19 protein-coding genes are annotated in these 23,890 nt (G+C 72.7%); 7 read left to right on the top strand and 12 right to left on the bottom strand.

What is annotated here, in order from left to right:
- Positions 1–1,050: 1,050 nt before the first annotated feature.
- The 10 genes from LLG88_07915 to LLG88_07870 form a co-directional block, all read right to left on the bottom strand.
- Positions 1,051–5,004 carry a response regulator gene (locus LLG88_07915; GenBank protein ID MCE5246829.1) on the bottom strand — a complete coding sequence of 1,318 codons (3,954 nt, stop codon included), beginning with the start codon at positions 5,002–5,004 and terminating at the stop codon, positions 1,051–1,053.
- Positions 5,005–5,241: 237 nt separating this feature from the next.
- Positions 5,242–5,715: a MogA/MoaB family molybdenum cofactor biosynthesis protein gene (locus LLG88_07910; GenBank protein ID MCE5246828.1), complete on the bottom strand. Its 474-nt coding sequence runs from the start codon at positions 5,713–5,715 to the stop codon at positions 5,242–5,244.
- A 19-nt stretch (positions 5,716–5,734) separates the two neighbouring features.
- Positions 5,735–6,214, bottom strand: coding sequence for an MOSC domain-containing protein (locus tag LLG88_07905; protein ID MCE5246827.1), 480 nt, complete (start codon positions 6,212–6,214; stop codon positions 5,735–5,737).
- The gene (gene moaC / locus LLG88_07900; GenBank protein MCE5246826.1) at positions 6,211–6,690 is read right to left on the bottom strand and encodes a cyclic pyranopterin monophosphate synthase MoaC; all 480 of its coding nucleotides are present in this window, start codon (positions 6,688–6,690) and stop codon (positions 6,211–6,213) included. Before moaC ends, LLG88_07905 begins: the two co-directional genes overlap by 4 nt.
- A 1-nt stretch (position 6,691) precedes the next feature.
- On the bottom strand, positions 6,692–7,660 hold the full coding sequence (moaA, locus tag LLG88_07895) for a GTP 3',8-cyclase MoaA (protein ID MCE5246825.1): 969 nt from the start codon (positions 7,658–7,660) through the stop codon (positions 6,692–6,694).
- Positions 7,660–8,895, bottom strand: coding sequence for a molybdopterin molybdotransferase MoeA (locus LLG88_07890; protein MCE5246824.1), 1,236 nt, complete (start codon positions 8,893–8,895; stop codon positions 7,660–7,662). The genes moaA and LLG88_07890 overlap by 1 nt, the downstream gene beginning before the upstream one ends.
- Positions 8,852–9,976: an ABC transporter ATP-binding protein gene (locus tag LLG88_07885; GenBank protein ID MCE5246823.1), complete on the bottom strand. Its 1,125-nt coding sequence runs from the start codon at positions 9,974–9,976 to the stop codon at positions 8,852–8,854. Before LLG88_07885 ends, LLG88_07890 begins: the two co-directional genes overlap by 44 nt.
- Complete coding sequence (locus LLG88_07880; protein MCE5246822.1) at positions 9,973–10,626, bottom strand: ABC transporter permease; 654 nt, start codon at positions 10,624–10,626, stop codon at positions 9,973–9,975. The genes LLG88_07885 and LLG88_07880 overlap by 4 nt, the downstream gene beginning before the upstream one ends.
- 182 nt (positions 10,627–10,808) lie before the next feature.
- Complete coding sequence (locus LLG88_07875; GenBank protein ID MCE5246821.1) at positions 10,809–11,618, bottom strand: substrate-binding domain-containing protein; 810 nt, start codon at positions 11,616–11,618, stop codon at positions 10,809–10,811.
- 33 nt (positions 11,619–11,651) lie between these two features.
- Positions 11,652–11,855: a TOBE domain-containing protein gene (locus LLG88_07870; GenBank protein ID MCE5246820.1), complete on the bottom strand. Its 204-nt coding sequence runs from the start codon at positions 11,853–11,855 to the stop codon at positions 11,652–11,654.
- 147 nt (positions 11,856–12,002) lie between these two features.
- Between LLG88_07870 and LLG88_07865 the strand changes: the two genes are divergently transcribed.
- Both LLG88_07865 and LLG88_07860 read left to right on the top strand, forming a co-directional pair.
- Positions 12,003–14,081: a TonB-dependent receptor gene (locus LLG88_07865; GenBank protein MCE5246819.1), complete on the top strand. Its 2,079-nt coding sequence runs from the start codon at positions 12,003–12,005 to the stop codon at positions 14,079–14,081.
- Complete coding sequence (locus tag LLG88_07860; protein MCE5246818.1) at positions 14,078–15,184, top strand: hypothetical protein; 1,107 nt, start codon at positions 14,078–14,080, stop codon at positions 15,182–15,184. The genes LLG88_07865 and LLG88_07860 overlap by 4 nt, the downstream gene beginning before the upstream one ends.
- A 376-nt stretch (positions 15,185–15,560) precedes the next feature.
- Here LLG88_07860 and LLG88_07855 read toward each other — a convergent pair whose 3' ends face one another.
- Positions 15,561–17,006: a serine/threonine protein kinase gene (locus LLG88_07855; protein MCE5246817.1), complete on the bottom strand. Its 1,446-nt coding sequence runs from the start codon at positions 17,004–17,006 to the stop codon at positions 15,561–15,563.
- Positions 17,007–17,017: 11 nt separating this feature from the next.
- The gene (locus LLG88_07850; protein MCE5246816.1) at positions 17,018–19,315 is read right to left on the bottom strand and encodes a hypothetical protein; all 2,298 of its coding nucleotides are present in this window, start codon (positions 19,313–19,315) and stop codon (positions 17,018–17,020) included.
- Positions 19,316–19,516: 201 nt separating this feature from the next.
- Between LLG88_07850 and LLG88_07845 the strand changes: the two genes are divergently transcribed.
- The 5 genes from LLG88_07845 to LLG88_07825 form a co-directional block, all read left to right on the top strand.
- Positions 19,517–20,200 (top strand): CoA pyrophosphatase, encoded by a 684-nt coding sequence (locus tag LLG88_07845; protein ID MCE5246815.1) that lies wholly within the window; start codon positions 19,517–19,519, stop codon positions 20,198–20,200.
- Positions 20,197–20,997: a 5'-nucleotidase, lipoprotein e(P4) family gene (locus LLG88_07840; protein MCE5246814.1), complete on the top strand. Its 801-nt coding sequence runs from the start codon at positions 20,197–20,199 to the stop codon at positions 20,995–20,997. Before LLG88_07845 ends, LLG88_07840 begins: the two co-directional genes overlap by 4 nt.
- Positions 20,998–21,052: 55 nt before the next feature.
- Positions 21,053–22,135, top strand: a complete 1,083-nt coding sequence (glf, locus tag LLG88_07835) for a UDP-galactopyranose mutase (protein MCE5246813.1) — start codon at positions 21,053–21,055, stop codon at positions 22,133–22,135.
- Positions 22,132–22,884, top strand: coding sequence for a hypothetical protein (locus LLG88_07830; GenBank protein ID MCE5246812.1), 753 nt, complete (start codon positions 22,132–22,134; stop codon positions 22,882–22,884). Before glf ends, LLG88_07830 begins: the two co-directional genes overlap by 4 nt.
- A 7-nt stretch (positions 22,885–22,891) precedes the next feature.
- Positions 22,892–23,890, top strand: a 999-nt coding sequence (locus LLG88_07825; protein ID MCE5246811.1) for a metallophosphoesterase family protein, incomplete at its 3' end; no start/stop codon positions are given.

Genomic DNA, 23,890 nt, shown 5'->3' with positions numbered 1-23,890 from the left:
GTCGTGCGGCGGGGGCGGCGGCTCCGCCGACCGGGCAACGGCTGCGCCGCCGCCCCCGCACGCCCGACGCGCTGTCGTGTTTGGTCGGGCGGAATGCTGGTCGTCCGCGGGGGGATGGTCCTTCTTGGATGGTCCGTGCGTTTTGTCCGGCCTTGCGCCGCGGCTTTGGTCCGCGTCGTCTATTCGGGCTCGGCGTTGCCTCGTCAGGGCGCGTGCCCGTCGATGGGCGCGCGTCGCGCGACGGGGGGGCGGCGGCTCCGCGACGGGGCAATGCTCCGCCGCCGCCCCCCCGCCGCACGACCCGCTCGTCGTCTTCGATGCCGCGCTTTCGGCGCCGCATCTCGACGGACGCCGCGACGGCGACGGGTGCTGCGATGACGACGGGCGCCGCGACGGCGACGGGATCCGCGCTTCGACGGGCGTCGCGAAGCCGATGGGTGCCGCGACGGCGATCGCGCCGCGCTTCGATGGGCGCCGCGACGGGGACCGCGCCGTGCTTCGATGGGCGTCGCGACGGCGATCGCGCCGTGCTTCGATGGGCACCGCGATGGCGACGGGCGCCGCGACGACGAGGCGCGCCGCGATGGCGACGGGCGCCGCGACGGCGACCGCGCCGTGCTTCGATGGGCGTCGCGAGGCCGACGGGCGCCGCGACGGCGAGGCGCGTCGTGACGACGACGGGCGTGTAGGGGAGGCTGGCGCGTCCCGATGATCGTGGCCGCGCTCAGGTTTCCTCCGCGCCTGCCTCCCGACGTGGACCTCGCGAAACGTTGCCTTTGGACGTTTCAAGGCAAGGGGGTGCTGTGTTCACGTCGGGCGGCAGGCGCGGTGGAGACGTCGTTGCTCCGACGTTGTGATCGGCGCGCCAGCCGCCCCTACGGCGACGTGGACCTCGCGAGACGTTGCGTTTGGCCGTCGAAAGGCAATCGGGTGCGGTGATCGGGTCGGGCGGCAGGCGCGGTGGGACGCCGTTGTTCCGACGTTGTGATCGGCGCGCCAACCGTCCCGACGGCGTCGCGATCGGCGGCGTCGAGGAAATGGGCGCGGCGGTCAGGAGGGAACGCCGAGCCAGCGCTCGAGGATCGCTTCGAGGTCCTGGATCTTGAACGGCTTGGCGAGGTAGTCGTCCATGCCGGCGTCGAGGCAGGTCTGGCGTTCGCCGTCGAGGGCGTTCGCGGTGAGGGCGACGATCGGCGTGCGGCGGTCGCCGGACTCGGCCTCGCGGATGCGGCGCGTCGCTTCGTAGCCGTCCATCTCCGGCATCTGGCAGTCCATCAGCACGAGGTCGTAGGCGAGCCGCGCCGCGGCCTCCACCGCCTCGCGCCCGTTCGCGGCGACGTCCACGCGCAGCCCTTGGCGCTCCAGCATCCGCACCGCGACCTTCTGGTTGACGACGTTGTCCTCGGCGAGCAGCACGCGCTTCCGCTTCCGCTCCTGCCGCTCGGCCAGCGTGTGCCGCGTGACGAGCTCGCCCGCGGGGCGCCGCGCGCCGCCGAACAGCTCGACGAGGCACTCCTTGAGCAGCCGCGTCGCCGCCGGCAGCGGCAGGAACGCGGCGCATCCCGCCTCGCGCGCCTCGGCGCCCTGCCCGCGCGCGCCGAACGCCGAGACCATCACGACCGGCCCGTCGAAGCCGACGCCGCGCAGCCGCTCGATGAACGCCCCGCCGCCGCCGGGCTCCAGGTCGTGGTCCACGAACACAACGTCGAACGCGCCGGGATGGGAGGCGAGCGCCTCCGCGGCGTCGGCCGCGGCGCGCGTCTCGAGGCGCAGCGAGGCGAGCTGCGAGGCGAGCGAGGAACGGTCGGTCGGACGCGCGGCGACGATCAGCGCGCGCCGGCCTTCGAGCGCGACGCCGGACGTCGGCGTCTCCTCGCTCTCCGCCGCGGCGGCGAACGGGGCGGCGAACCAGAACGTCGAGCCCTCTCCGAGGACGCTCTCCACGCCGATCGAGCCGCCCATCGCCTGCACGAGCCCCTTGCTGATCGAGAGGCCGAGCCCGGTGCCGCCGAAGCGCCGGGTCGTCGAGGCGTCGGCCTGCGTGAACGGCCGGAAGAGCGCCTTCCGCTGCTCGGGGGTGAGCCCGATGCCGGTGTCGCGCACCTCGAAGCGGATGCGGGTGGTTTCGTCCGGGTCGTCGTCGTGGTTCGCGACGCGCCGCGCGGCGACGACGACCTCCCCCGCGGCCGTGAACTTCACCGCGTTGCCGAGCAGGTTGAGCAGGATCTGCCGCAGGCGGCTCGGATCGCCGCGCACGAAGTCCGGCACCGACGGCTCGACGATCGCCGCCAGCGCGAGCCCCTTCTCGCGGGCGCGCGGCGCGAGCTGCTGCACCGTCTCCTCGAGGGCGTGCCGCAGGTCGAAGTCGATCGCCTCCAGCGCCAGCTTGCCGGCCTCGATCTTGGAGAAGTCGAGGATGTCGTTGATCAGGGCCAGCAGGATCTCGCCCGACGACTGGATCGTGCGCACGAAGTCGCGCTGCTCGGCGCCGAGGTCGGTCTGCTCGAGCAGGCTCGTCATGCCGATCACCGCGTTCATCGGCGTGCGGATCTCGTGGCTCATGTTGGCGAGGAACGCGCTCTTCGCCGCGCTGGCCTGCTCGGCGACGACGGCGAGACGCTCCGCCTCCGCCTTCGCGCGCGCGAGCTCGGCCGTACGGTCCTCGACCTCCCGCTTCAGCTCGGCCTGACGCCGCCGCGCCGCGCTCGTGCGCCAGCGGAACGTGCCGACGAGCGCGCCGAGGCCGACGAGCGCCGCCGCGGCGTAGAACCACCACTGCCGCCAGAACGGCCGCCGCACGACGAACGAGAAGCTCGCCGGCTCGCGCGTCCAGATCCCCGCGCCTCCCGCGGCGCGGACCTCGAACGTGTAGGCGCCCGGCGGGAGGTTCGAGAACGTCGCGCTGGCCTGCGGCGTCGGCGGGCTCCAGTCGCGGTCGAAGCCGACCAGGCGGTACTGGTAGCGCACGTTCTCGGCGTCCACGAAGGCGACCGCGGCGACGTCGAACGTGAGGTGGTTCTCGTCGTGCGCGAACTCCGCCTTCCCCGGAAGGTCATGCCAGCCGTCGCGCGGCGCCCGCTCGCCGCCCCACCGCTGCTTCTCGAAGAAGAGCCGCAGCCCGGTGATGGCGACGACCGGCTCCACGCCCTGCACGTCGGCGAGCGACGGCCGGTAGCGGATGAGCCCGCGCATCGCGCCGAACCAAAGCCCGCCCCCCGGCGTCGGCAGCGCGGCCATCTGATTGCATTCGAAGCCAAAGAAGCGGTCCGCGCCGGGGAAGCGCCGCACCGCCCCCGGCGCGCCGCGCTTGAAGGCGCGGGGATCGACGAGCGCGAGGCCGCGGACGGTTCCCGCCCAGAGGCCGCCGCCGCCGTCGGGAACGAGGAAGACCACCGTGTCGTCGGGCAGGCCGGCGCCGGCGCCGAGAAGCCGCACGGCCCCGCCGCCGCGGGGGACGAACACGAGCCCGTCGCCGCGCGAGGCGAGCCAGAGATCCCCGTCGTCGTCCTCGACGATCCCGGAGTACTGGACGTCGGGCAGGCCGGGGGCCGTGAACTGCCGGAACCGCTCGCCGTCCCACACGAACAGGCCGCGGTCGAGGGCGAAGAAGACGTTTCCCCGCCGGTCCGCGGAGAAGCCGAGCGCGAGCAGCGACCCGCCCAGCGTTTCGGGATCGATCGTCGCGAAGCGCCGCCCGTCGAAGCGCGCCACGCCGCGTCGGGTGCCGGCCCACAACGTGCCGCGCCGATCGACGGCCAGCGTCAGGACGACGTTGTCGGGCAGTCCTTCGTTGCGCGTGAAGAGGGTGCTCGCGCCGCCGCGGCGCCGGACGACGCCGTCTTCGGTCGCGAACCAGAGCGCGCCGTCGGGGCCCCGGACGATCTGCCACACCGTGCCGCTCTTGATGTCGGGCAGGGGCGCGAACCGCGCGCCGACCGCCCGCGCCGCGCCCTTCGCGGTCCCCACGACGAGCGCGCCGTCCGCGTCCTGCGCGATCGCCGTCACCGCCGGGTTCGGCAGCCCGTCGCCGCGGCCGAAGGCGACGAAGGCGTTCCCGGGGAAGAGGGCGAGGCCGCCGCCGTCGGTGCCGAACCAGAGCGAGCCCTCGCGGTCCTCCGCGATGGCGAAGACGCCGTCCCCCGGAAGCCCGTTCTCGCCGCCGATGTGTTCCGCCCCGCCGCGGCCGATGCGGAAGGCGCCGTCGGCCGTGCCCGCCCAGAGCGTGCCCCGGCGGTCCTCGAAGAGGACCTTGATCTCGAGGTCGTGCAGCGGGGCCGCCTCGGGCGGTTCGCGGAAGACGCCGTCGGGATCGAGGCGCCGCACGCCGACCGATCCGCCGGCCCAGATCCGCCCCTCGCGGTCCTCGAGCAGGATCCGCGCCTCGTTGTGCGGCAGCCCTTCGGCATCGCCGTAGTGGCGCGCGCCGGCGGCGTCGATCCGCGTCGCGCCGCCGTCGAGCGTCGCGAACCAGAGGCCGCCGCGGTGGTCCGGCATGATGGTCCGCGCGCGCAGCCCGCGGACGCCTTCCTGCGCGCCGAAGACGCGGAAGGTCTTGCCGTCGTAGCGCACGGGGCCCTTGCTCGTCGAAATCCAGAGGACGTCCCCCGGCGCGGCGGTCAGGGCGCGGATGCGCCGGTCGGGAAGTCCGTTGGCCTCGGTGAAGACGCGGAAGCTGCGGCCGTCGAACAGGGCGAGGCCTCCGCTGGTGCCGACCCAAAGCGATCCGTCGGGTCCGTCGGCCAAGGCGTAGACGGCGTTGTCCGGCAGCCCCTCGCGCCGCGACCAGGCGCGGAAGGTCGTGCCGTCGAAACGGGCCAAGCCTCCGCCGTTCGTGCCGATCCACAGCGTGCCGGAGCGGTCCGTGTGCAGCGCCAAAACCTGCGACTGGGGGAGGCCGTCCTCGACGGTGAAGGTGCGGAAGTTGAGCTGCTCGGCGCGGGCCGCGCCGACGAGGCAGACAACCGCGAGCGCGAACGCCGCCGCGCCGCCGCGTGCGAACTTCATTCCTTCCGTCCCCCGCGCGCCGCCCTCGCCGCGCTAAACGGAATATGAAGCCCGTCCCCGCATAGGCGCAAAGCCCGACGCGATAATTCGTCGCCGGCGCGTCGCGGACGGCGAAGCGCCGGCCGCGAGGCGGGGCCGCAAACGCCGCGGGCCGCGAAGACGAAGCGCCGGCCGGAGGCGCGGGGGGGCGGACGCCGCGGGCCGCGAGGGCGAGGAGGCCGTCGTCGCCGCGGGTGTTCAGTGTCCTCCGCCGGCGATCATCTTCACGGCGTGGGGCAGGAGCGGCAGCAGGAAGTCGATCCCCTCCCGCGCCGCCTTGAGGCTTCCCGGAAGGTTGACGATCAGCGTCGCGCCGCGCAGCGCCGCCTCGCCGCGCGACAGGCAGGCGTGCGGGGTCTTGCGCATCCCGTCGGCCCGGAGCGCCTCGGCGAGTCCCGGCGCGCGGCGGTCGGCGACGGCGAGCGTCGCCTCGGGGGTCACGTCGCGCGTCGAGAAGCCGGTGCCGCCGGTCGTGAGGACGACGTCGGCGCCGAGCTCGTCGGCGAAGCGGACCAGCGCGGCCTCGATCTCCGCGCGCTCGTCGCGCGCGATCTCGGCGGCGACGATCTCCCAGCCGGCCTCGGCGAGGCGCGAGGCGATGTGCGGGCCGCTCTCGTCCACCCGCGTCCCGGCGACGCAGCTGTCGGAGAGGGTGAGGACGGCGGCCTTCATCGGCGCGTCTCCGCGGCCGTCACGGCGCGACCGCGGCGGGGAGCTGTTCGACGGCGTCGCCGGCGCGGATCACGCCCCCTTCGATCACCTTGGCGAAGATCCCTTCGCGCGGCATCACGCAGTCGCCCACCTGGCGGCGGATCTCGCAGCCGAAGTGGCACTCCTTGCCGATCTGCGTCACCTCGAGCAGCGTCCCGCCGACCCTGAGGCGCGTCCCGATCGGCAGCGTCTTGAGGACGATGCCGCGGGTGAGGATGTTCTCGGCGAAATCGCCGGGGTGGATCGTCACGCCGATCGCGGCCAGCTTGCCGACCATCTGATCGACGCTCTCCTGCGCCAGCAGGCTGACTTGGCGGTGCCACTTCCCGGCGTGCGCGTCGCCGACGATCCCGTGCTCCGGGCGCAGCTCGACCTGCGGCGCGGGGACCTTCTTCGTTCCCTTGGCGACCGACACGTTGACGGAGACGACTTCGGCCATGCTCTGCTTCCTCGCGCTCATTCGGCGCTGTAGTCGCCCGACTTGCCGCCGGTCTTGCGGACGAGGCGGAGGTCGGCGACGCGGATGTCCTTCTGCGCCGCCTTGCACATGTCGTAGACGGTCAATGCGGCGACGCTCGCGGCGGTGAGCGCCTCCATCTCGACGCCGGTCTCGGCCTTCGTGCGGCAGACGGCCTCGATCTCGACGCTCGTCGTCGCCTCGTCGAGCGTCAGCGTCACGCCGGCGAAGGTCAGCGGCAGCGGATGGCAGAGCGGGATCAGCTCGAACGTCCGCTTCGCCGCCTGCACGCCGGCGATCTCGGCGACGGTCAGCACGTCCCCCTTCTTGACCAGCCCTTCGCGCACCAGGCGGAACGTCTCGGCGTTCAGCAGCACGCGCGCCTTGGCGACCGCCTCCCGCGCCGTCGGCGTCTTCCCGCCGACGTCCACCATCCGCGCGCGCCCTTCGCGGTCGAGGTGGCTCAGCTCCTTCGCCATCTCACCCTCCGATCTGCGACATGCGCCGCCCGCCGACCAGGCCGCGCTCCGGCAGGCAGCTCTGCGGCTTCGCGGCGACCGCCTGGGCGAGAAGCGCGGCGAGGGCGGCCTCGTCCACCTGCGGGCGCAACGCCGAGCGGAGGTCGATCTCCTGCTGCCCGAAGAGGCAGAGGCGAAGCCGGCCGTCGGCGGTCAGCCGCAGCCGGTTGCAGCGGTCGCAGAAGTGCTCGGTCATCGCCGCGATCCGCGCGAAGCTGCCCGGCGCGCCGGGGATCCGGAGCGGCGCGCTCGCCGGCCCGTCTCCCGCCTCGCCGGCGGGCTCGAACGGGCCGTACGCCGCGAGGCGGCTTTCGAACTCGGCCGCCGAGACGAACCACTGCTCGGACGGCACGGGGCCGATCGGCATGTACTCGATGAAGCGGACCTGCACCGGCAGGCGCCGCGTCAGCTCGAGGTACGGCGCCGGATCGTCGCTGATCGCGCGCAGCACGACGACGTTGACCTTGACCGGCGAGAACCCCGCCGCGAGCGCGCTCTCGAGACCCGCCGTCGCGTCGGCGAGCGAGCCGCCGCGCGTCAGGCCGCGGTAGGTGTCGGGATGGAGGCTCGGAATGCCGATGTTGATCCGCTTCAGCCCCGCGGCGCGCAGCTCCGCGGCGAACCGCGGCAGGAGCGTGCCGTTCGTCGTCATCGAGACGTCGTCGAGCCCCGGCGTGGCGACCAGCCGCTCCATGAACGAGACGATGCCGCGGCGCAGCAGCGGTTCGCCGCCGGTGACGCGCAGCTTGTCGATCCCCTCGCGCGCGGCGACGGCGGCGAAGGCGAGGATCTCCTCGTAGCGGAGGATCTCCTCGTGCGGGAGCAGCCGCGCCCCCGCCGCGGGGAGGCAGTAGCGGCAGCGGTGGTTGCAGCGATCGGTCACCGAAACGCGCAGGTAGTGGATCCGTCGCCGGCTCTGGTCGCGCAGCATCAGCGGTCCTCGGGCAGGTCGGTCAGGTGGACCGTCACGGCGCCGCCGGGCGGGATCTCGACCGCTTCGGCGGGGACGAGCGCGAGGCCGTTCGCGCCGACCATCGACGTCAGCAGGCCCGACCCCTGCGGGCCGGTCGTGCGCGCCTCGAGGCCGCTTCCGCTCCACTGGGCGAAGACCCGCACGAAGTGGAGCTTGCCGTCCTGGCCGCTCTTGCGGTACCCCTCGACGATGCGCGCCGTCGCCGTCGGCCGATGGAGCCGCGCGTGCCCCATCATCGAACGCAGCGTCGGCCGCGCGTACTCCTCGATGCAGACCTGCGCCGCGACCGGGTTTCCGGGAAGGCCGAAGACCGGCTTCCCCTGCGCGACGTAGAAGCCGAGCGGGCCGCCCGGCTTCTGGCGCACCTTCCAGAAGACCTCGTGCGCGCCGAGCTCGGCGAGGACGCCCTTGACGAAGTCGTAGTCGCCGACGGAGATGCCGCCGTTGGTCAGCACCATGTCGGCCGCGGCGAGCGCCGCGGCGAGCGCGTCGAGCACCGCCTCGCGGCGGTCGGCGACGCGCGGGAAGGGGAGAGGCTCGGCGCCGAGCGCGCGGAGCTGCGCGCACATGGCGTGGATGTTGGCGTCGCGGATCTGCCCGGGCCCCGGATTCTCCGCGACGTCCACGAGCTCGTCGCCGGTCGTGACGACCGCGACGCGCGGGCGCCGCCGCACGAGCGGCTCGGCCACGCCGAGCGCGGCGAGCAGGCCGATCTCCGCCGGGCGGAGGGCCGTGCCCGCGGCGAGCGCGCGCTCGCCGGCGCGCACGTCCTCGCCGGCGGCGCGCACGTTCGCGCCGCGCTTCTCGGCGCGCAGGATCAGCGCCGCGTCGCCGTCCTGCTTCGTGTCCTCGACCTTCACGACCGTGTCGGCGCCGTCCGGCAGCGGCGCGCCGGTCATGATCCGGATCGCCGTTCCCGGCGCGACCGGGCGCGTCGCCGAACGCCCCGCGGGCACGTCCTCGAGCACGACGAGACGCGCCGGCGACGCGGGACCTGCCGCGGCGACGTCGGCCGCGCGCACGGCGTAGCCGTCCATCGCGGAGTTGACGAAGGGGGGGATCGTGTCGCGCGAGACGACGTCCTCGGCGAGCGCGAGGCCGAGGACCTCGGCCAGCGGCAGGCGCGCGAGGGGGAGCGGCGCGACCCGTTCAAGCGCCAGATGAAGAGCTTCGACCGTCGTCGGCGTGGGCACTGTCGTTTCCGTCCTCGATCAAGTGAGCCGTTCCCGGCGCGATCCGCGCGGCGAGCCGCCGGCCGACCGCGAGCCCCAGTTCCTCCGCCGCGCGCCGCGGAAGAAGCGCGACGAGCGGGAAGCCGCAGTCGAGGGCGACGCGCGTCAGCGCGCCGAGCTCGGTCGCCGCGGCGACCGAGCCGACGAAGTCGCCGGCGCCGGCGTCCGCCGCCTCGGCGGGGGCGAGCGCGACGTCCTCGGCGCGGACGCAGCAGAGCCGCCGCGCGCCGGCTTGGGCGTCGCAGTCGGTCACGACGAGTCGCCCTTGCCCGAGCGACACGACGGCGCGGCCGTCGGTCGCCTCCAGCACTTCGCAAGGCAGAATATTGCCGGCCTGGACGAACTGCGCCACGAAGCGGGTTTTCGGACGGCGGAAAACTTCGGCGGGCGGACCGGTCTGCGCGATCCGTCCCGCGTGCAGCACGGTCAGACGGTCGCCCAAGGTGAACGCCTCGGTCTGGTCGTGGGTGACGTAGACGCAGGTGATGCCGTTCTCCCGCACGATCGTCCGCAGTTCCTCGCGCAGCGCTTCGCGGATCGGCTCGTCGAGCGCCGCGAGCGGCTCGTCGAGCAGGAGCAGCTCCGGGCGAAGCGCGAGGGCGCGGGCGAGCGCCGTCCGCTGCGCCTCGCCGCCGGAGAGGGTCCGCGCGGAGCGCGCGGCGAGATTGTCGATCCGCAGCAGGGCCAGCGTTTCGCCGACCCGCCCGCGGAGTTCCGCGCCCTTGAAGCCGCGCAGCTTGAGGCCGTAGGCGACGTTGTCGAAGACGGTCCCGGCGAGCGGCAGCGGCTCCTGGAAGGCCATGGCGATCCGCCGGCGCAGCGGCAGCGGGGCCGGCCACGGCGTCGCCTCGCCGCGCCAGAGCGCCTTCCCCTCGGTCGGCCGCTCGAGCAGGTGGAGCACGCGCAGCAGCGTGCTCTTGCCGGCGCCGGTCGGACCGACGACGACGCGGATCTCGCCTTCCTCGAGTTCGAACGCCGGGACGTCGAGCGTCGCCTTGCCGCCGTGGACCACGCGCACGTTCTCGAGCCGTTCGAGGATCATGGGCGCTGCCTCTGCTGCACGACGGTGAAGAGCCAGTTGACGCCGAGGGCGAGCAGCAGCAGCAGGCCGCCGAGGGCGAGGGCGAGCGGGAACTCCCCTTGGCGCGTGGCGAGGACGATCGCCGTCGTCATCACGCGCGTCTGCCCCTTGATGTTGCCGCCGACCATCATCACCGCGCCGACTTCCGAGATCACCGAGCCGAAGCCGGCGGCGAGCGCGGCGACGAGGGAGAGGCGCGCCTCCTGCACGAGCCGCCAGTAGTACTGCGTCCGCGAGGCGCCGAGCGAGAGGATCTGCAGCCGCAGCTTCTCGTCGAGCCCCTGGATCGCGGCGAGGGTGATCCCGACGACGAGCGGCCCGGCGATGATCACCTGGGCGAGGATCATCGCCCACGGCGTGTAGAGCAGCTCGAGCGGGCCGAACGGACCGGCGCGCGAGAGCAGCAGAAAGACGAAGAGGCCGACGACGACCGGAGGCAGCCCCATCCCGGTGTTGACGAGGGCGACGAGGAAGCGGCGGCCGGGGAAGCGGCGCAGCGCGAGGAAGACCCCCGCCGGCACCCCCACGACCATCGAGAGGACGATCGCCACGCCGGAAACGAGAAGCGACAGGCCGAGGATCCCGGCCAGTTCGCCGCGCGCCGCCCACATGCTGTCGAGGAGTTCGATCACCGCCTCGTCCGTCTCCGCAACGGATCAACTCTGCCGCGCGGCGGGACGCCGGGCAACCGTCGGACGGCCGGCGGGGAACGATTTCGCGAGAACGCCGCCGGGGAGGACGCCTTCCGCGGCGGACCCGGCGGGGCGCGCGGCGCGCCCCGCCGGAACCCGGCTCACTTCTTGACGGCGTCGGGGGTGAAGAGCGACTGCCCGAACTTCTCCTTGCCGAACTCGCCGATCATCTTCTGCGTCTCCGGCGAGACGAGCCACGCGGCGAACGCCTTCGCCGTCGCGACGTGGACCCCCGGATGCTTGACCGGATCGACGACGATCACGCGGTAGGTGTTGAGCAGGTCCTTCGACTTCTCCGCCAGGACGACCAGCTTGAGCGACTTGGCGAGGGCGAGGTAGGTCCCGCGGTCGATCAGCGTGTACCCCTGCTTCTCCGACGTGATGCGGGCCGTTTCGCCCATCCCCTGCCCGGTGGCGAGCCGCCACGGCTGGTTCTCCGGATCGACGCCGGCCTTCTTCCAGATCGAGAGTTCCTTGCTGTGGGTCCCCGACTTGTCGGCGCGGGAGAGGAAGAGCGCCTTCTTCTCCGCGATCGCCTTGAAGGCGGCGACGGCGTCGAGCCCCTTGATTCCGGCGGGGTCGGCCGCGGGGCCGACGACGACGAAGTCGTTGTACATCACCTCGTCGCGCGAGAGCCCGTTCCCCTGCGCCATGAACTCGTCCTCGGCGGCCTTGGAGTGGACGAGGAGGACGTCGGCGTCGCCGCGCGCCCCCATCGCCAAGGCTTCGCCGGAGCCGACGGCGATGACCTTGACGGTCGCGCCGTGCGCCTTCTCGAAGGCCGGGACGAGATAGTCCAGAAGGCCGGTGTCGGCCGTGCTGGTGGTCGTGGCGAGGACCAGCGTCTCGCCGGCGTACGCCGCGGAGACGGCGCACAACAAGATCGCGAAGCAGGCCAAGAGTCGCTTCATGAATCGTCCCTTCCTTGTTTCGTGGCGCTTTCGTCAGTCCTTTTGAACCATCACTTCGGTCGCCTTGACGACCGCCTTCACGGCGTCGCCGGCGCGCAGCTTCATCTGCTCCGCCGAGGAGCGGGTGATCGCCGCGACGACCTGGCTTCCGCCGACGTCGATCACGACCTCCGCCATGACCTCCGCCAGCTTCACCGAGACGACTTTTCCCGGGAGTTGATTGCGGGCGCTGAGCATCGGGCCTCCTCTCCGGCTGCGGTGCGCGGACGGCGAAATTGTACGCGCGCGGCGGGGTGGAAGCGGTTGCCAAGCGGCGCCCGTTCCATTACGGTGCGGTGTCGCAACGTTACTCCCACGCTCAATTCCGAGCGTTTGAGGTGCCGCATGAGGAATTTCGCCCCGCTTCTTCTGGCGTTCGTGTCGACGGCGGCCTTCGCCGCCGGCGCCGAGGACGCCGGTTCGGTTCCCGTCAACCCGCCCGAGTTCGAGCCGTACGCGCTCGCCCAGGTGACCGTCACGGCGAACGCGCCGCAGGCGACGCAGACGAGCGTCGAGACGTCGGTCACCGCGGACCAGATCGAGGCCGCCGGCGCGAAGACCGTCGCCGAGGCGCTGCGGATCGCCCCCGGCGTGCGGATGACGATCGGCCGCAAGAACGAGCCCGACATCTCGATCCACGGCTTCAACCAGGGCCGGCTGCTGGTGCTGATCGACGGCGTGCCGTACTACGAGACGAACTACGGCAAGCTCGACCTGAACCAGATCCCGACCGACAACATCGCGCGGATCGACGTGATCAAAACCGCCGCCTCGGTCCTCTACGGCGCCAACGCGCTCGGCGGCGCGATCAACATCGTCACCCGCACGGCCGGCGACAAGCCGTACGCCGCGGTGCGGCTGGAGACGGGCGAGGAAGCGACCTCGCGCGCCTCGGCCACCTACGGCGCCCGCAAGGGGGCGTGGAACTTCTGGTTCAACGCCGGCAAGGAGAAGTCGGACGGCTACAAGCTGTCGCGCAACTTCACGCCGATCGTCGGCATGATCCAGCAGAAGAACCCGACGCGGAACATCCCCGCGGTGCTCGAGGACGGCGACGTCCGCGACAACTCCGACTACGACCGGACCGACCTCTGGGCCAAGGTCGGCTACAAGCCGTCCGACCGCTCGGAGTTGTTCGTCAACGTGCACTACCTCGACCAGGAGAAGGGGATGCCGGTGGCGATGGACGTGGCGCAGGTGATGCTCGCCAAGCCCGCCTTCTCCCACTTCGCCCGCGCGCCGAAGTACCGCGACTACGGCATCGACCTCGACGGCCGCCAGCGCGTCGGCGCCGGCTGGACGCTGACCGAGAAGGTCTTCTACCACGACCACCTCGACGACTACGCCTCGTACTCCGACCAGGCGCTGACGAACGAGATCTCCGTCAGCGAGTACAAGGACTTCATCGCCGGCTTCTCGCTGGCGGCGGAAAAGAAGCTCGGCGACTGGTCGCTGCGCGGCGCGGCCCACTACCGCGAGGACTCGCACAGCGAGCGCGACGACGCCTATCTGCCGTTCGCCAAGTCGGTCTCCCGCACCGGCACCGTCGGCGTCGAGGCCGAGTGGCGGGCGACGGACAAGCTGACGGTCGTCGCCGGCCTCGGCGAGGACTGGTTCGGCGTCCGCGACGCCTGGCAGAACGTGACCGACCGGAACACCGGCGCCTTCGTCCGCCAGGACCCGCGCGCCACGCCGAGCACCAACGCCTTCGGCGGCACGCTGACCGCGCAGTACTCGCTCGGCGAAGGGCAGCGGCTGTTCGTCGCCGCGGCCAAGAAGTCGCGCTTCCCGACGCTGCAGCAGCTCTACTCCAGCAAGGGCGGCAACACCGACCTCGACCCGGAGAAGAGCTTCAACCTTTCGTTCGGCTACGGCCGGACGTTCGCCGAGAACGGCCGCTTCGAGGCGTCGCTCTTCCGCTACGCGGTCAAGGACATGATCTCGCGCGACGGCTCCAACGTCCTCAACACCTACCAGAACTACGGCGAAGCGCACATGACCGGCTTCGAGACCCTGATCGAGGGCGACGTCGCCGCGCCGCTGCACCTGGCGTTCACCTACACCTACAACCACGCGATCGACGTGGACGACAACCGCGTGACCGACGACGTGATCAACGTCCCGGCGCACAGCGCGACGCTCGACCTCGCCTGGCGGCTGCCCTGGCGGCGGGCGCACCTCGACGTCGGCGGCCTCTACATGGGCGAGGTCTTCACCGCCCTGCCGACGCCGCACTACCCGACCGATCCGGCGAAGAAGATCGGCGGCTACATGCTGTGGAACGCGCGGGTCGGCGTCGATCTGGGCCGCGGCGCCGAGGTGTACGTCGAGGCGCGCAACCTGTTCGACCGCGACTACCTCTACGACTACATGTATCCCGCCGCCGGGCGGATGTTCTTCGGCGGCCTCGTGGTGAAGCTGTGAGAGGGGCGGCCTTCGCCGTCGCCGCGGTCCTCGCCGCGGCGGCGGCGGTCGCCGCCGTCGCGCAGGCGGCGAAGCCCGGCCCCGAGCCGCAGGCTTCGCCTGCGGCGAAGATCGAGGGGGCGGTGGCCAAGCCGGGCGTTCTCGACGCGGCCCGCTTGGCGTCCCTGCCGACGGCGGCGAGGAAGGTGAAGACGTCGGGCGCCGACGGCGCCTACCGCGCCTCCGTCGAGCTCCGCGGCGCCGGCCTGCGCGACCTGCTCGACGCGGCCGACGTGCGCAAGACGACCGACGACGGCTTCAACCGCCCGCTCGACACGCTGGTCGAGGTGGTCGGCGCGAAGGGGGAGAAGGCCCTCTTCTCCTACGGCGAGATCTTCCTCGGGCGCGACCCGCAGCGGGTCGTCGTCGCGGCGGCGCGCCGCTTCGTCTGGCCGCACCACCACGCCGACGTCGGGTTCGACGGCGCGGCGTTCCGCGGCGCGGACGAGGAGTTGCCGCCGGCCGCGGCGGGCTGCGCGAACTGCCACGACGGCAAGGCGCGTCCGGCGCTCGACGCCCCGCGCGGGATCGTCGTCGCCGACTCGGGCGACCTCTGGCCGGCGCGGTTCGTCGAGGACGTCGTCTCGATCCGCGTGCGGCAGGCCGGCGTGGCGCTGGACAAGGCCAAGGCGAAGAAGGACGCCAGGGCGGAGTCGGCGGCGCTCGTCGGTCCGAACGGTCCGGCGGCCGCGCTCGGCGCGAAGGAGTTCGCGCGGTTCGCGCCCCGGTCGTGGCGCGAGGCGTCGTTCGGCGAAGGGCGCGGCTACCGCGGCGTGCACGTGTGGCGCGGCGCCGATCTCGCCGACGTCGTGCGTCCGCTGCTGCCGAAGGGCGCCGATCCGCGGCGCGTGTTCGTCCTCGTGACGGCGGCCGACGGCTACCGGTCGGCCTTCTCCGGCACGGAGGTTTTCTTCCCGACGGGCTCGCCGGTGCTGTTGGCCGACGCCTGCGACGGGAAGCCGCTGGATGGCGGGGCCGGCCGTTTCGCGGTCGTCGCGACCGGCGACTTCTACGTGGACCGCGGCGTCCGCGCCGTGTCCGAGATCCGTCTTCTCGTCGACTGATCGTTCGATCCGCCGCGCGGCGCCCTTCCGGCGCCGCGCGGCGCATCATCTCCGATCGCCGAAATTCAATCACCGAAAATTCCGTAAGGGCGGCTGGCGCGCTCCGATGATCGTCGAAACAACGGCGCCCCACCGCGCCTGCCGCCCGACGTGGACCTCGCGCATCACTGCCTTTCGTCGTCAAAGGCAAGGTGTCGCGTTCATCACGTCGGGAGGCAGGCGCGGAGGAATCTCGAGCGCGGTCACGATCGTCGGGACGCGCCAGCCTCCCCTACGTGTCGTCGTGCCTTGACCGACGGCGCCGCAAGACCCGCGGGCCGTTCGTCCGCGAACAGACGGCGCCCCAAGACCCGCGCGCCTTTCGTCCGCGAACCCCTTAGTGAACGCCGGAAACGCGGTTGCTGTCGGGAGGCGGCGGCGGAACGGAAGGCGTCGCCGGCGGACGCGAATTGAGCACGTCCTTGCGCACGTACAGCACCCCGGGCTGCTGAAGCAGCGTCCGCAGCTCCTCGACCGTGAGATCGTCGCGGATCGCCGCGGTCAGATCATCCCCGAAGTAGAGACGCCGGTTGGCGTCGTCCACGATCTCGTGGATCTTGGGGAAGATCGCCGCGTCCGTCTGGTCCACCGCGACCGTCAGCGTCTGCCCTTGGCACTGCACCAGCTTCACCGCCGGATTGCGGCGCAGACGCCCGACGATCTTCTGCAGCACCCGCACTCGCTGCCGCCGCAGACGGCGGTAGGCCCACAGCAGCACGAGCGCGAGGACGACCAGCGACCCGGCCTTGCCGCTCGTCACGTAGAGCAGGACGGTCGTCGCCCCGGCGCCGATGAGCAACGCCCCGACGATCCAGGCCATGCCGCCCATCCGCACGTGCCGCAGCGGCGACATCCAGTCGGCCATCCGCTGCGAGAGCGGCAGCGCGCGGGTCTTGCCCGATTCCGTGTCGGCCCGAAGACGCTTCAGATCGTCCGCCAGCTCGCGCGTGGACTGATAGCGGTCCTGCGGCCGCTTGCGCAGGCAGCGGGTGATGATCCGCTGCAGCTCCGGCGGCAGCCCGGGCTTGATCTCCGTGACCGGACGCGACTCCTCGAAGGCGATCGCGTGCATCGTGTCCAACGGGCTCGCGCCGGCGAACGGCATCTGCCCGGTGGCCAGCTCGTAGATCATCACGCCGAGGGAGAAGATGTCGCTGCGGTGGTCCACCGCCCGCCCGCGGGCCTGCTCGGGGCTCATGTAGGCGATCGTGCCGAGGACCATCCCCGCCTGCGTCTGCGCCGTCGAGACGCCGACGGTCGGCGTGTCCGCCGCGTCCGCGCCGTCGGCCACCTCCGGCTCGACCAGCTTGGCGAGGCCGAAGTCGAGCAGCTTGGCGTGCCCCTCGGGCGTGACCATGACGTTGTCGGACTTCACGTCGCGGTGGACGATCCCCGCCTCGTGCGCCTTGCCCAGCCCGTCGGCGACCTGCGCCGCGACGTCGAGCGCGCCGAGCAGGTCGAGCTCGCGCCCGGCGACGAGCTGCCGCGCGGTCTTCCCCTCGACGAGCTCCATCGCGATGAAGATCACGCCGTCCTGTTCGTCGACGTCGTAGATCTGGGCGATCGCCGGATGGGTGACCGCCGCCGCGGCCTGCGCCTCGCGCATGAACCGGCGCCGCCGGTCCGGATCGGCCGTCACGTCCGCGGAGAGGACCTTGATCGCCACCGCCCGGTTGAGGCGCGTGTCGCGGGCGCGGTAGACCGCCCCCATGCCGCCCCGCCCGAGCAGCGATTCGATCGAGTACTGCTTCAGCGATTCGCCGACCATCGTCTCCGTCCGCACAGCCGCTGATTCTACCCTGCCTGCGGCGTCTCCGCGGGGCGCGCCCCGTCCGTCCCGTCCGCCCGCGCCGTCCAGCCGGCGCGGAAGGAGATCAGGCCCAGCGCGGCGAGGTAGAAGGCGGCGCCGACGAGCAGGGCGGCGCGGAAGCCGAACTGCATCGAAACGAGCAGGATCGCGGTCGAGCCGACGACCGAGGCGACGCCGTTGACGGCGAAGCCCCAGTCCACCAGTTCGCCGACGCGGAGCGCGGCCTTCGGGAACGGCATCCCCATGAAGAAGCCGAGCGGGAAGATCGCCGCGGCGGCGGCGACCATCCGCCCCCAGGCGGGGAGGCCGGCCAGCGCGGACGCGAAGCCGTGGAAGGCGAGGACGTCCAGCAGCACGAAGCCGCAGATCCCGGCGAACGGCGCCCAGTCGGGGAGCCGCGCCGCGAACCGCGCCCCGACGCCGGAGGCGAAGAGGAGCGCGAGCAGGATCGTCGCCAGCGTGTAGGCCGACGACCCGACGAAGAGCGTGAACTGCTGCAGCAGCACGACCTCGACGACCATGAAGCCGACGCCGATGGCGAAGAAGTAGAGCCACGGCGCGGCGCGGAGCGCCGGTCCCTTGCGCAGGTAGGGGAGGAAGAGCGCGGGGAGGACGGTCAGGGCGACGACGCCGAGGACCGTCAGCACCAGCAGCTTGGCCAGCGGGAACCCCTGGATCTCGAGGTCCGGCACCTTCGTCAGCTTGGAGAAGGAGAGGTTCCGCATCAGCCCCATCTGGGCGACGAACGGGCGGTCGTCGGTGCAGGGGGCGAGGTCGATCGGCGCCTCGGCCGCGACGCTCTCCCAGCCGCTCGTCACGACGCGGGCGAGCAGGTGCGGCGGCGCGGCGTCGTCCGCCGGCCGCGGGAAGAGCACTTTCGTCTGTTCCGCCTTCAGCGCGGCGATCGGCCCGAAGAGAACGTCGAGGTCGCGCGGCGCGAGCGGCGCGCGGCCGAGCAGCAGCACCTTGCGCCGCGCCTTCGGCAGGTCGTAGACGGCGAGGTGCCGCGCCGGGTCGGCGACGCCGATCCGCCGCAGCGCGTCGAGCGCCTCGCCGACGGCGCGCGGAATGTAGAACTGGTGCTCCATCACGAGGAACCCGTCCGGCTTGAGCGCGCGAAGGAAGTCCTCGAAGGCGTCGGTGGTGAAGAGGTAGTTCTCGGAGAGGGCGAAGGCGCCGGAGGAGAGGGCGGCGAAGGAGTTGGAGCTGGACGAAACCAGCAGGTCGAACTGGCCGCGGCGGGGCCGGAGGTAGCTCCGGGCGTCCTCGGTCACGACCCGGACCCGCGGATCGCGGTAGATCCGCCCCGAGAAGTCGGAGAGCGAGCCGCTCTCCATCAGCCGGTTGATCGTCCCGTTGACCTCGATCGCGTGGACTTCGCCGGTCCCCGCGATCAGCGCCTCGAGCACCTCCGCGCCGCCGCCCGCGCCGATCGAGCCGACGACGAAGCGGGGCCGCGCCGCGACGAGTCCCATCGCGTCGAACCGCCCGCGCTCCTGCTTGGCGAGACGGCCGGAATAGTCGCCGTCGAACCGCTCCACCGGCGTGTTCGCGGCGTTGTCGATGTTGATGTTGCGGTAGTCGAGCGCGATCTCCTGGATCTTGATCCGCGCCACGGCGTCCCAATGCTCCTCGATCACCGGCGCGGCGATCTGCTTCCGCACGTCGGGCAGGCCGCCGCCGAAGCAGGCGAGCGTCGCCGCGAGGGCCAGCGCCGCGGCGTGCGTCGCGCGCAGCCGCCGCTCCCACAGCGCGCCGGCGAGGATCAGGGGGACCGCGGCGAGCGAGGTCGCGGCCGGGACGCCGACGAGGTTCATCGCGGCGACGGCGAGGGCGGCGCCGCCGGCCGCGCCGAGCAGGTCGGCCATGTAGACGCGCGGCATCTCCGCGTGGTGCTTCTTGAAGATCAGCGCCAGCGCCGCGCCGACGAGGAAGAACGGCGCGGCGAGAAGCAGCAGCGCGGGGACGAAGCGGGCCAGCATCGCGAGGCTCAGGAAGACCTTGCCGAACTCGATCCGCAGGGCGAGCGTCGCCGGCGGTCCGGCGAGGGCGGCGAGCCCCGCGCCGAAGAGGATCCACGGCAGCCGTTCCTCTCGCAGCGCGCGCGGCCAAAGCCGCACGGCGAGCGCCCCCAGGCCCAATCCCAGCACGGCGAGGGAGAGGACGAGGAAGGCGAACGTGTAGAAGAACTCGGCCGAGAAGACGCGCGTCCAAACGATCTCGAGGGCGATCGAGGCGATGGACAGCAGGGCGACGACGGTCAGGCGGGCTCCGTTTCTCATGAGGAAACCCTAGCAAGCGCGGTCCCTCTCCGCCGTCGCCGCAGTCGCCGCTCGTCGCGCCGATCGAGCCGCCGAGAACGATGTCGCTTCGAGCGACGCGTCTCCGCGTGCCTCGGCCGGCTCGTCCCCGGCGCGCCGCTTCCGCGGGGCCGCGTCGTCGGCGCGGCTGTCTCCCGGGACGTTGTGCGGCACAATGCAGGCATGGACGGCGCGAACGAGATCGCGCCGGGGTGGCCCGCCACCCTCGGCGACGTGGGCGCGATCCTCGCGCGCGCAGCCGGTCTCCCCGGCGGGGCGGCGCACGAACTGCTCGCCCCCGCGCCGCGCCCCGGATGGGATCCCGGCGTCCTCGCCGCCGACGCCCGACCGGCCGCGGCGCTGGTCCTGCTGCTCGACCGCGGCGCGGGGCCGGCGGTGCTTCTCACGGTTCGCGGCGTCGCGCTGCGCCGGCACGCGGGACAGATCTCCTTCCCCGGCGGGCGCGTCGAGGACGGCGAGACGATCCCCCAAGCGGCGCTGCGCGAGGCGGCGGAGGAGGTTGGCCTGCCGGCCGGAGCGGCGCGGATCGTCGCGCCTCTCTCGCCGCTCTACATCCCGGTGAGCGGCTTCGGCCTCCATCCGTTCGCCGCGCTCTGCGCCGCGCCCCCCGAACGCTGGCGCCCCCAGCCGGAAGAGGTCGCGCGGATCGTCGAGGCGCCGCTCGCGCTTCTCGCCGATCCCGCGTCGCTCGGCGTCGAGCGGCGCGCCGTCGGCGGCGTCGATTATCGAATCCCGTACTTTCGCGTCGGCCAGGACAAGGTCTGGGGCGCGACGGCGATGGTGCTCGCCGAACTTCTCTGGCTCTTGGGCCGGCCGCCGCGCGTCGCGGCGGAGGAGGACGCATGAAGGTCGCCCGTTTCGCGGCGCTCGCCGCCGCCTTGCTCTGCGCCGGTTGCCTCGCCTCGACGACGCGCCCCGCCGCCGTCCCGCCCGCGGCGTCCGCGCCGGCCGCGGCGTCCGCGCCGACGGCGGTTCCGTCGGCCGCCGTCCCCGCGGCCAAGGCCGCCCCGATCAGTTCCGGCATGCGCTGGTTCGGCTATGCCGCCGAGCGGCGCGCGATCTATCTCGAGACGTACCGCACCGCCGCCGCCGCGGTCGAGCGCGCCGCCGCCGGCCGCGCGGCCGGCTCGTGGGGGGTCGTGCTCGACATCGACGAGACGATCCTCGACAACTCCCCGTGGGAGCGGGAGCACGAGCGGACCGGCGCGCCGGTCGAGCCCTCGTTCGGCGACTGGTGCCGCCGCGCCGAGGCCCGGCCCCTGCCGGGCGCGAAGGAGTTCCTCGCCCGCGTCCGCGCGCTCGGCGGGCGGATCGACCTCGTGAGCAACCGCGACGACGAGGTCTGCGAGGCGACCCGCCGCAACCTCGACGCCGTCGGGCTGCCCTACGACCAGATCCTCTGCCGCGTCGGAACCAGCGACAAGAACCCGCGCTTCGCCGCGGTGCGCGAGGGACGGGCGCCGTCCACCCTCCCCGCGCACGAGGTCGTCGCCTACGTCGGCGACAACATTCAGGACTTCCCCGGCCTCGAGCAGGCCGCGGCGGCCGCGGCGGGCGAGGATGCCTACGCGCCGTTCGGGACGGCCTGGTTCGCCCTGCCCAATCCGATGTACGGGAGCTGGGAGAAGACCGCCCCCAAGTGACGCGACTGGACGCCGCTCCGGCGGGGATGCATCTTCGCCCGCGAGGGCGACGCGCGTGACCTACGACTTTCTGGTCGTCGGCGCCGGGATCTTCGGCGCCACCTTCGCCCGCGTCGCGGCCGACGCGGGGCGGAGCGTCCTCGTCGTGGACCGCCGCGGCCACGTCGGCGGCAACTGCTTCAGCGAGGAGATCGAAGGGGTCGAGGTCCACCGCTACGGCCCGCACATCTTCCACACGAGCGACGAGCGGGTCTGGGCCTTCGTCAACCGCTTCGCCCGCTTCAACAACTTCGTCAACAGCCCGCGGGCCCGCGTGGACGGCCGCATCTTCTCCTTCCCGCTCAACCTGCTCACGATGCACCAGCTCTGGGGCGTGACGACGCCGGACGAGGCGCGGCGGAAGCTCGAAGAGGTCCGCGTGCCGTGCGCCGCCCCGCGCAACATGGAGGAGTGGCTCCTCTCCCAGGTCGGCCCGGAGATCTACGAGCTCTTCTTCCGCGGCTACACGAAGAAGCAGTGGGGGACGGAGCCGCGCGAGCTGCCGGCGGGGACCGCGCGGCGGTTGCCGTTCCGGCTGACGTTCGACGACAACTACTACCGCGACCGCCGGCAGGGGATTCCCGAGGACGGCTACGGCGAGCTCTTCCGCCGGATGCTCGAAGGGATCGACGTCGAGCTCGGCTGCGACTACCTCGAGCGGCGGGAGGAGCTGCGGCCGCGCGCGCGGCGCGTCCTCTACACCGGCGCCGTGGACGAGTTCCACGGGCGGGCGCTCGGGCCGCTGCGGTATCGCTCGCTGCGCTTCGAGAGCCGCGTTTTCGACGGCGACTTCCAGGGGAACGCGGTGGTCAACTATCCGTCGCCCGACGTGCCGTTCACGCGGATCGTCGAGCACAAGCACTTCGCGCGCCCCGACGCGCCGCGCACCGTCGTCACTTGGGAGTTCCCCGCCGACTGCGCGCCGGGGGACGAGCCGTTCTACCCGCTCGGCGGCGCCGCCGACCGCGCGCTCTACGAACGCTACCGCGCCCTGCCGGCCGACGTCGTCTTCGGCGGCCGTCTCGGGCTCTACGAGTACCTCGACATGGACCGCGCCGCGGCGCGGGCCCTCGACTTGGCCAAGGAGCTCCTCGCGTGAGCCGCCTGATGCTCGGTTCCGGCGCCACCGCCAACTACCTCGCCCGCGCCCTTCCCTGGATCGAACGGGTGGACCGCCACTCCGTGGGGCACAACTTCTTCCTCTGCGTCGATTTCGATCCGCCGGAGGAGCTGGCGCTGCGCTATCCGAACGTCCGCTTCGTGCGGTTCGACATGGCGTCCGACCGCGCGCCGAACCCGAACTTCTGCCTGCAGCACGGCTCGTTCCTCGACGCCGCCGGCGCGGAGCAGGACGACGTCGTGGTCTTCACCGACGGCGACGCCTTCCTGCAGCGTCCGTTCACCGAGGCGGAGATCGCGTGGCTCGGCGGCGTCCCGCGGGACGTCGTCGCCCTGCAGTGGAACGCCGGTCTCGCCGACAACCTCTTCTTCGAGGCGCAGCGCATCGACCCGCGGACGCCGCTCGAGGAGATGGACGAGGTCACGCTGCGCGTCTGGGAGGCGCTGCCCTGCTACAACACCGGCGTCTTCGTCGCCCGCGGCGGCACCTACCGCCGCGTCTACGCGGAGTACTGCCGGCGCCACGACGCGATCGTCGCCGCCTTCGGCCACTACGCGCGGCAGCAGTGGCTCCTCTCCTACGTCGTCGGCGTCTGCGGCTTCTCGGTCTGGCGGCTGCCGGTCTCCTTCCACGCGCACGGCCACTACGGGATGCCGGAAGGGTGCCGCGAGGAGGACGGAATGATCCTCTTCCGCGACGAGCCGGTCGCCTTCCGCCACATGCTCTGAGCCGACGATGCCGCTCTTTCTCGCGATCGTCCTGACGATCTGGACGGGGATGCACGCCTACGTCGTCTGGCGGCTCTGGCCGTTCCTCCAGCCGCGGCTCGGGGCCCGCTGGACGCTCGCGGCCGCCGCCCTGCTGTGGGGCGCCTTCATCCTCGGACGGCTCCTCCACGCCGCCGGACTGCGGCGGCTCGGCTCGCTGGTCGAACTGATCGGCTCGCAGTGGCTCGGCGTGCTCTTCCTGCTGCTGTGCGCGCTGCTCGTCGCCGATCTCGCCACCGGCTTCGGCTGGTTCTTCCGCGGGCACGCCGTCGCCGTCCGCGGCGCGGCGGCGCTCGTCGCCGTTGCGGCCTCCCTCTTCGCCTTCGTGCAGGCGCAGCGCGCCCCGGAGGTGACGGAGCGGACCGTCGTCCTGCGCGGCCTGCCGGCGGAGCTCGACGGGACGACGCTCGTCGCCGTCTCCGACCTCCATCTCGGCTCGGTCCTGGGGCGCCGCTTCGCCTCGGGGATCGTCGATCGGATCGACGCGCTTCATCCGGACGTGATCGCCGTCGTCGGCGACCTGCTCGACCGCGACGTCGCTTCCGCCGAGGAGACGCTGCCGGAGCTGCGGCGCCTGCAGGCGCGGTTCGGCGTCTTCGCCGTAACGGGAAACCACGACTACTACGCCAGCCGGAACGGGGGCGCGAACGACGCGTCGGACTTCATGCGGCGCGCGGGGATGCGCGTCCTGCGCGACGAGTCGGCCGCCGCGGCGCCGGGGCTGACGATCGCGGGAGTGGACGACCTGACGGCGCGCGGGCAGTACAAGCTCGACGGCGATCCGCCGGCCAAGGCGCTCGCCGGGGCCGCGGCGCCGGACGCCGGCGCGACGATCTACCTCTCGCACACGCCGTGGCGGGCGGACGAGGCGGCGCGGCTCGGGGCGGGGCTGATGATCTGCGGCCACACCCACGACGGGCAGATCTGGCCGTTCCGCTACGTCAGCGCGATGCGCTATCCGCTCGTC

It is taken from the genome of bacterium (assembly GCA_021372775.1).
Classification (GTDB): domain Bacteria; phylum Acidobacteriota; class Polarisedimenticolia; order J045; family J045; genus JAJFTU01.
Note: the sequence above shows the minus strand (reverse complement) of the source record. Positions and strands in the feature narration are given on the sequence as shown.

What these genes read in the sequence shown, in the direction of transcription:
- LLG88_07915 (MCE5246829.1), bottom strand. Translation starts at nt 5,004, where the DNA reads ATGAAGTTCGCACGCGGCGGCGCGGCGGCGTTCGCGCTCGCGGTTGTC.
- LLG88_07910 (MCE5246828.1), bottom strand. Translation starts at nt 5,715, where the DNA reads ATGAAGGCCGCCGTCCTCACCCTCTCCGACAGCTGCGTCGCCGGGACG.
- LLG88_07905 (MCE5246827.1), bottom strand. Translation starts at nt 6,214, where the DNA reads ATGAGCGCGAGGAAGCAGAGCATGGCCGAAGTCGTCTCCGTCAACGTG.
- moaC (MCE5246826.1), bottom strand. Translation starts at nt 6,690, where the DNA reads ATGGCGAAGGAGCTGAGCCACCTCGACCGCGAAGGGCGCGCGCGGATG.
- moaA (MCE5246825.1), bottom strand. Translation starts at nt 7,660, where the DNA reads ATGCTGCGCGACCAGAGCCGGCGACGGATCCACTACCTGCGCGTTTCG.
- LLG88_07885 (MCE5246823.1), bottom strand. Translation starts at nt 9,976, where the DNA reads ATGATCCTCGAACGGCTCGAGAACGTGCGCGTGGTCCACGGCGGCAAG.
- LLG88_07880 (MCE5246822.1), bottom strand. Translation starts at nt 10,626, where the DNA reads ATGTGGGCGGCGCGCGGCGAACTGGCCGGGATCCTCGGCCTGTCGCTT.
- LLG88_07875 (MCE5246821.1), bottom strand. Translation starts at nt 11,618, where the DNA reads ATGAAGCGACTCTTGGCCTGCTTCGCGATCTTGTTGTGCGCCGTCTCC.
- LLG88_07870 (MCE5246820.1), bottom strand. Translation starts at nt 11,855, where the DNA reads ATGCTCAGCGCCCGCAATCAACTCCCGGGAAAAGTCGTCTCGGTGAAG.
- LLG88_07865 (MCE5246819.1), top strand. Translation starts at nt 12,003, where the DNA reads ATGAGGAATTTCGCCCCGCTTCTTCTGGCGTTCGTGTCGACGGCGGCC.
- LLG88_07850 (MCE5246816.1), bottom strand. Translation starts at nt 19,315, where the DNA reads ATGAGAAACGGAGCCCGCCTGACCGTCGTCGCCCTGCTGTCCATCGCC.
- LLG88_07845 (MCE5246815.1), top strand. Translation starts at nt 19,517, where the DNA reads ATGGACGGCGCGAACGAGATCGCGCCGGGGTGGCCCGCCACCCTCGGC.
- LLG88_07840 (MCE5246814.1), top strand. Translation starts at nt 20,197, where the DNA reads ATGAAGGTCGCCCGTTTCGCGGCGCTCGCCGCCGCCTTGCTCTGCGCC.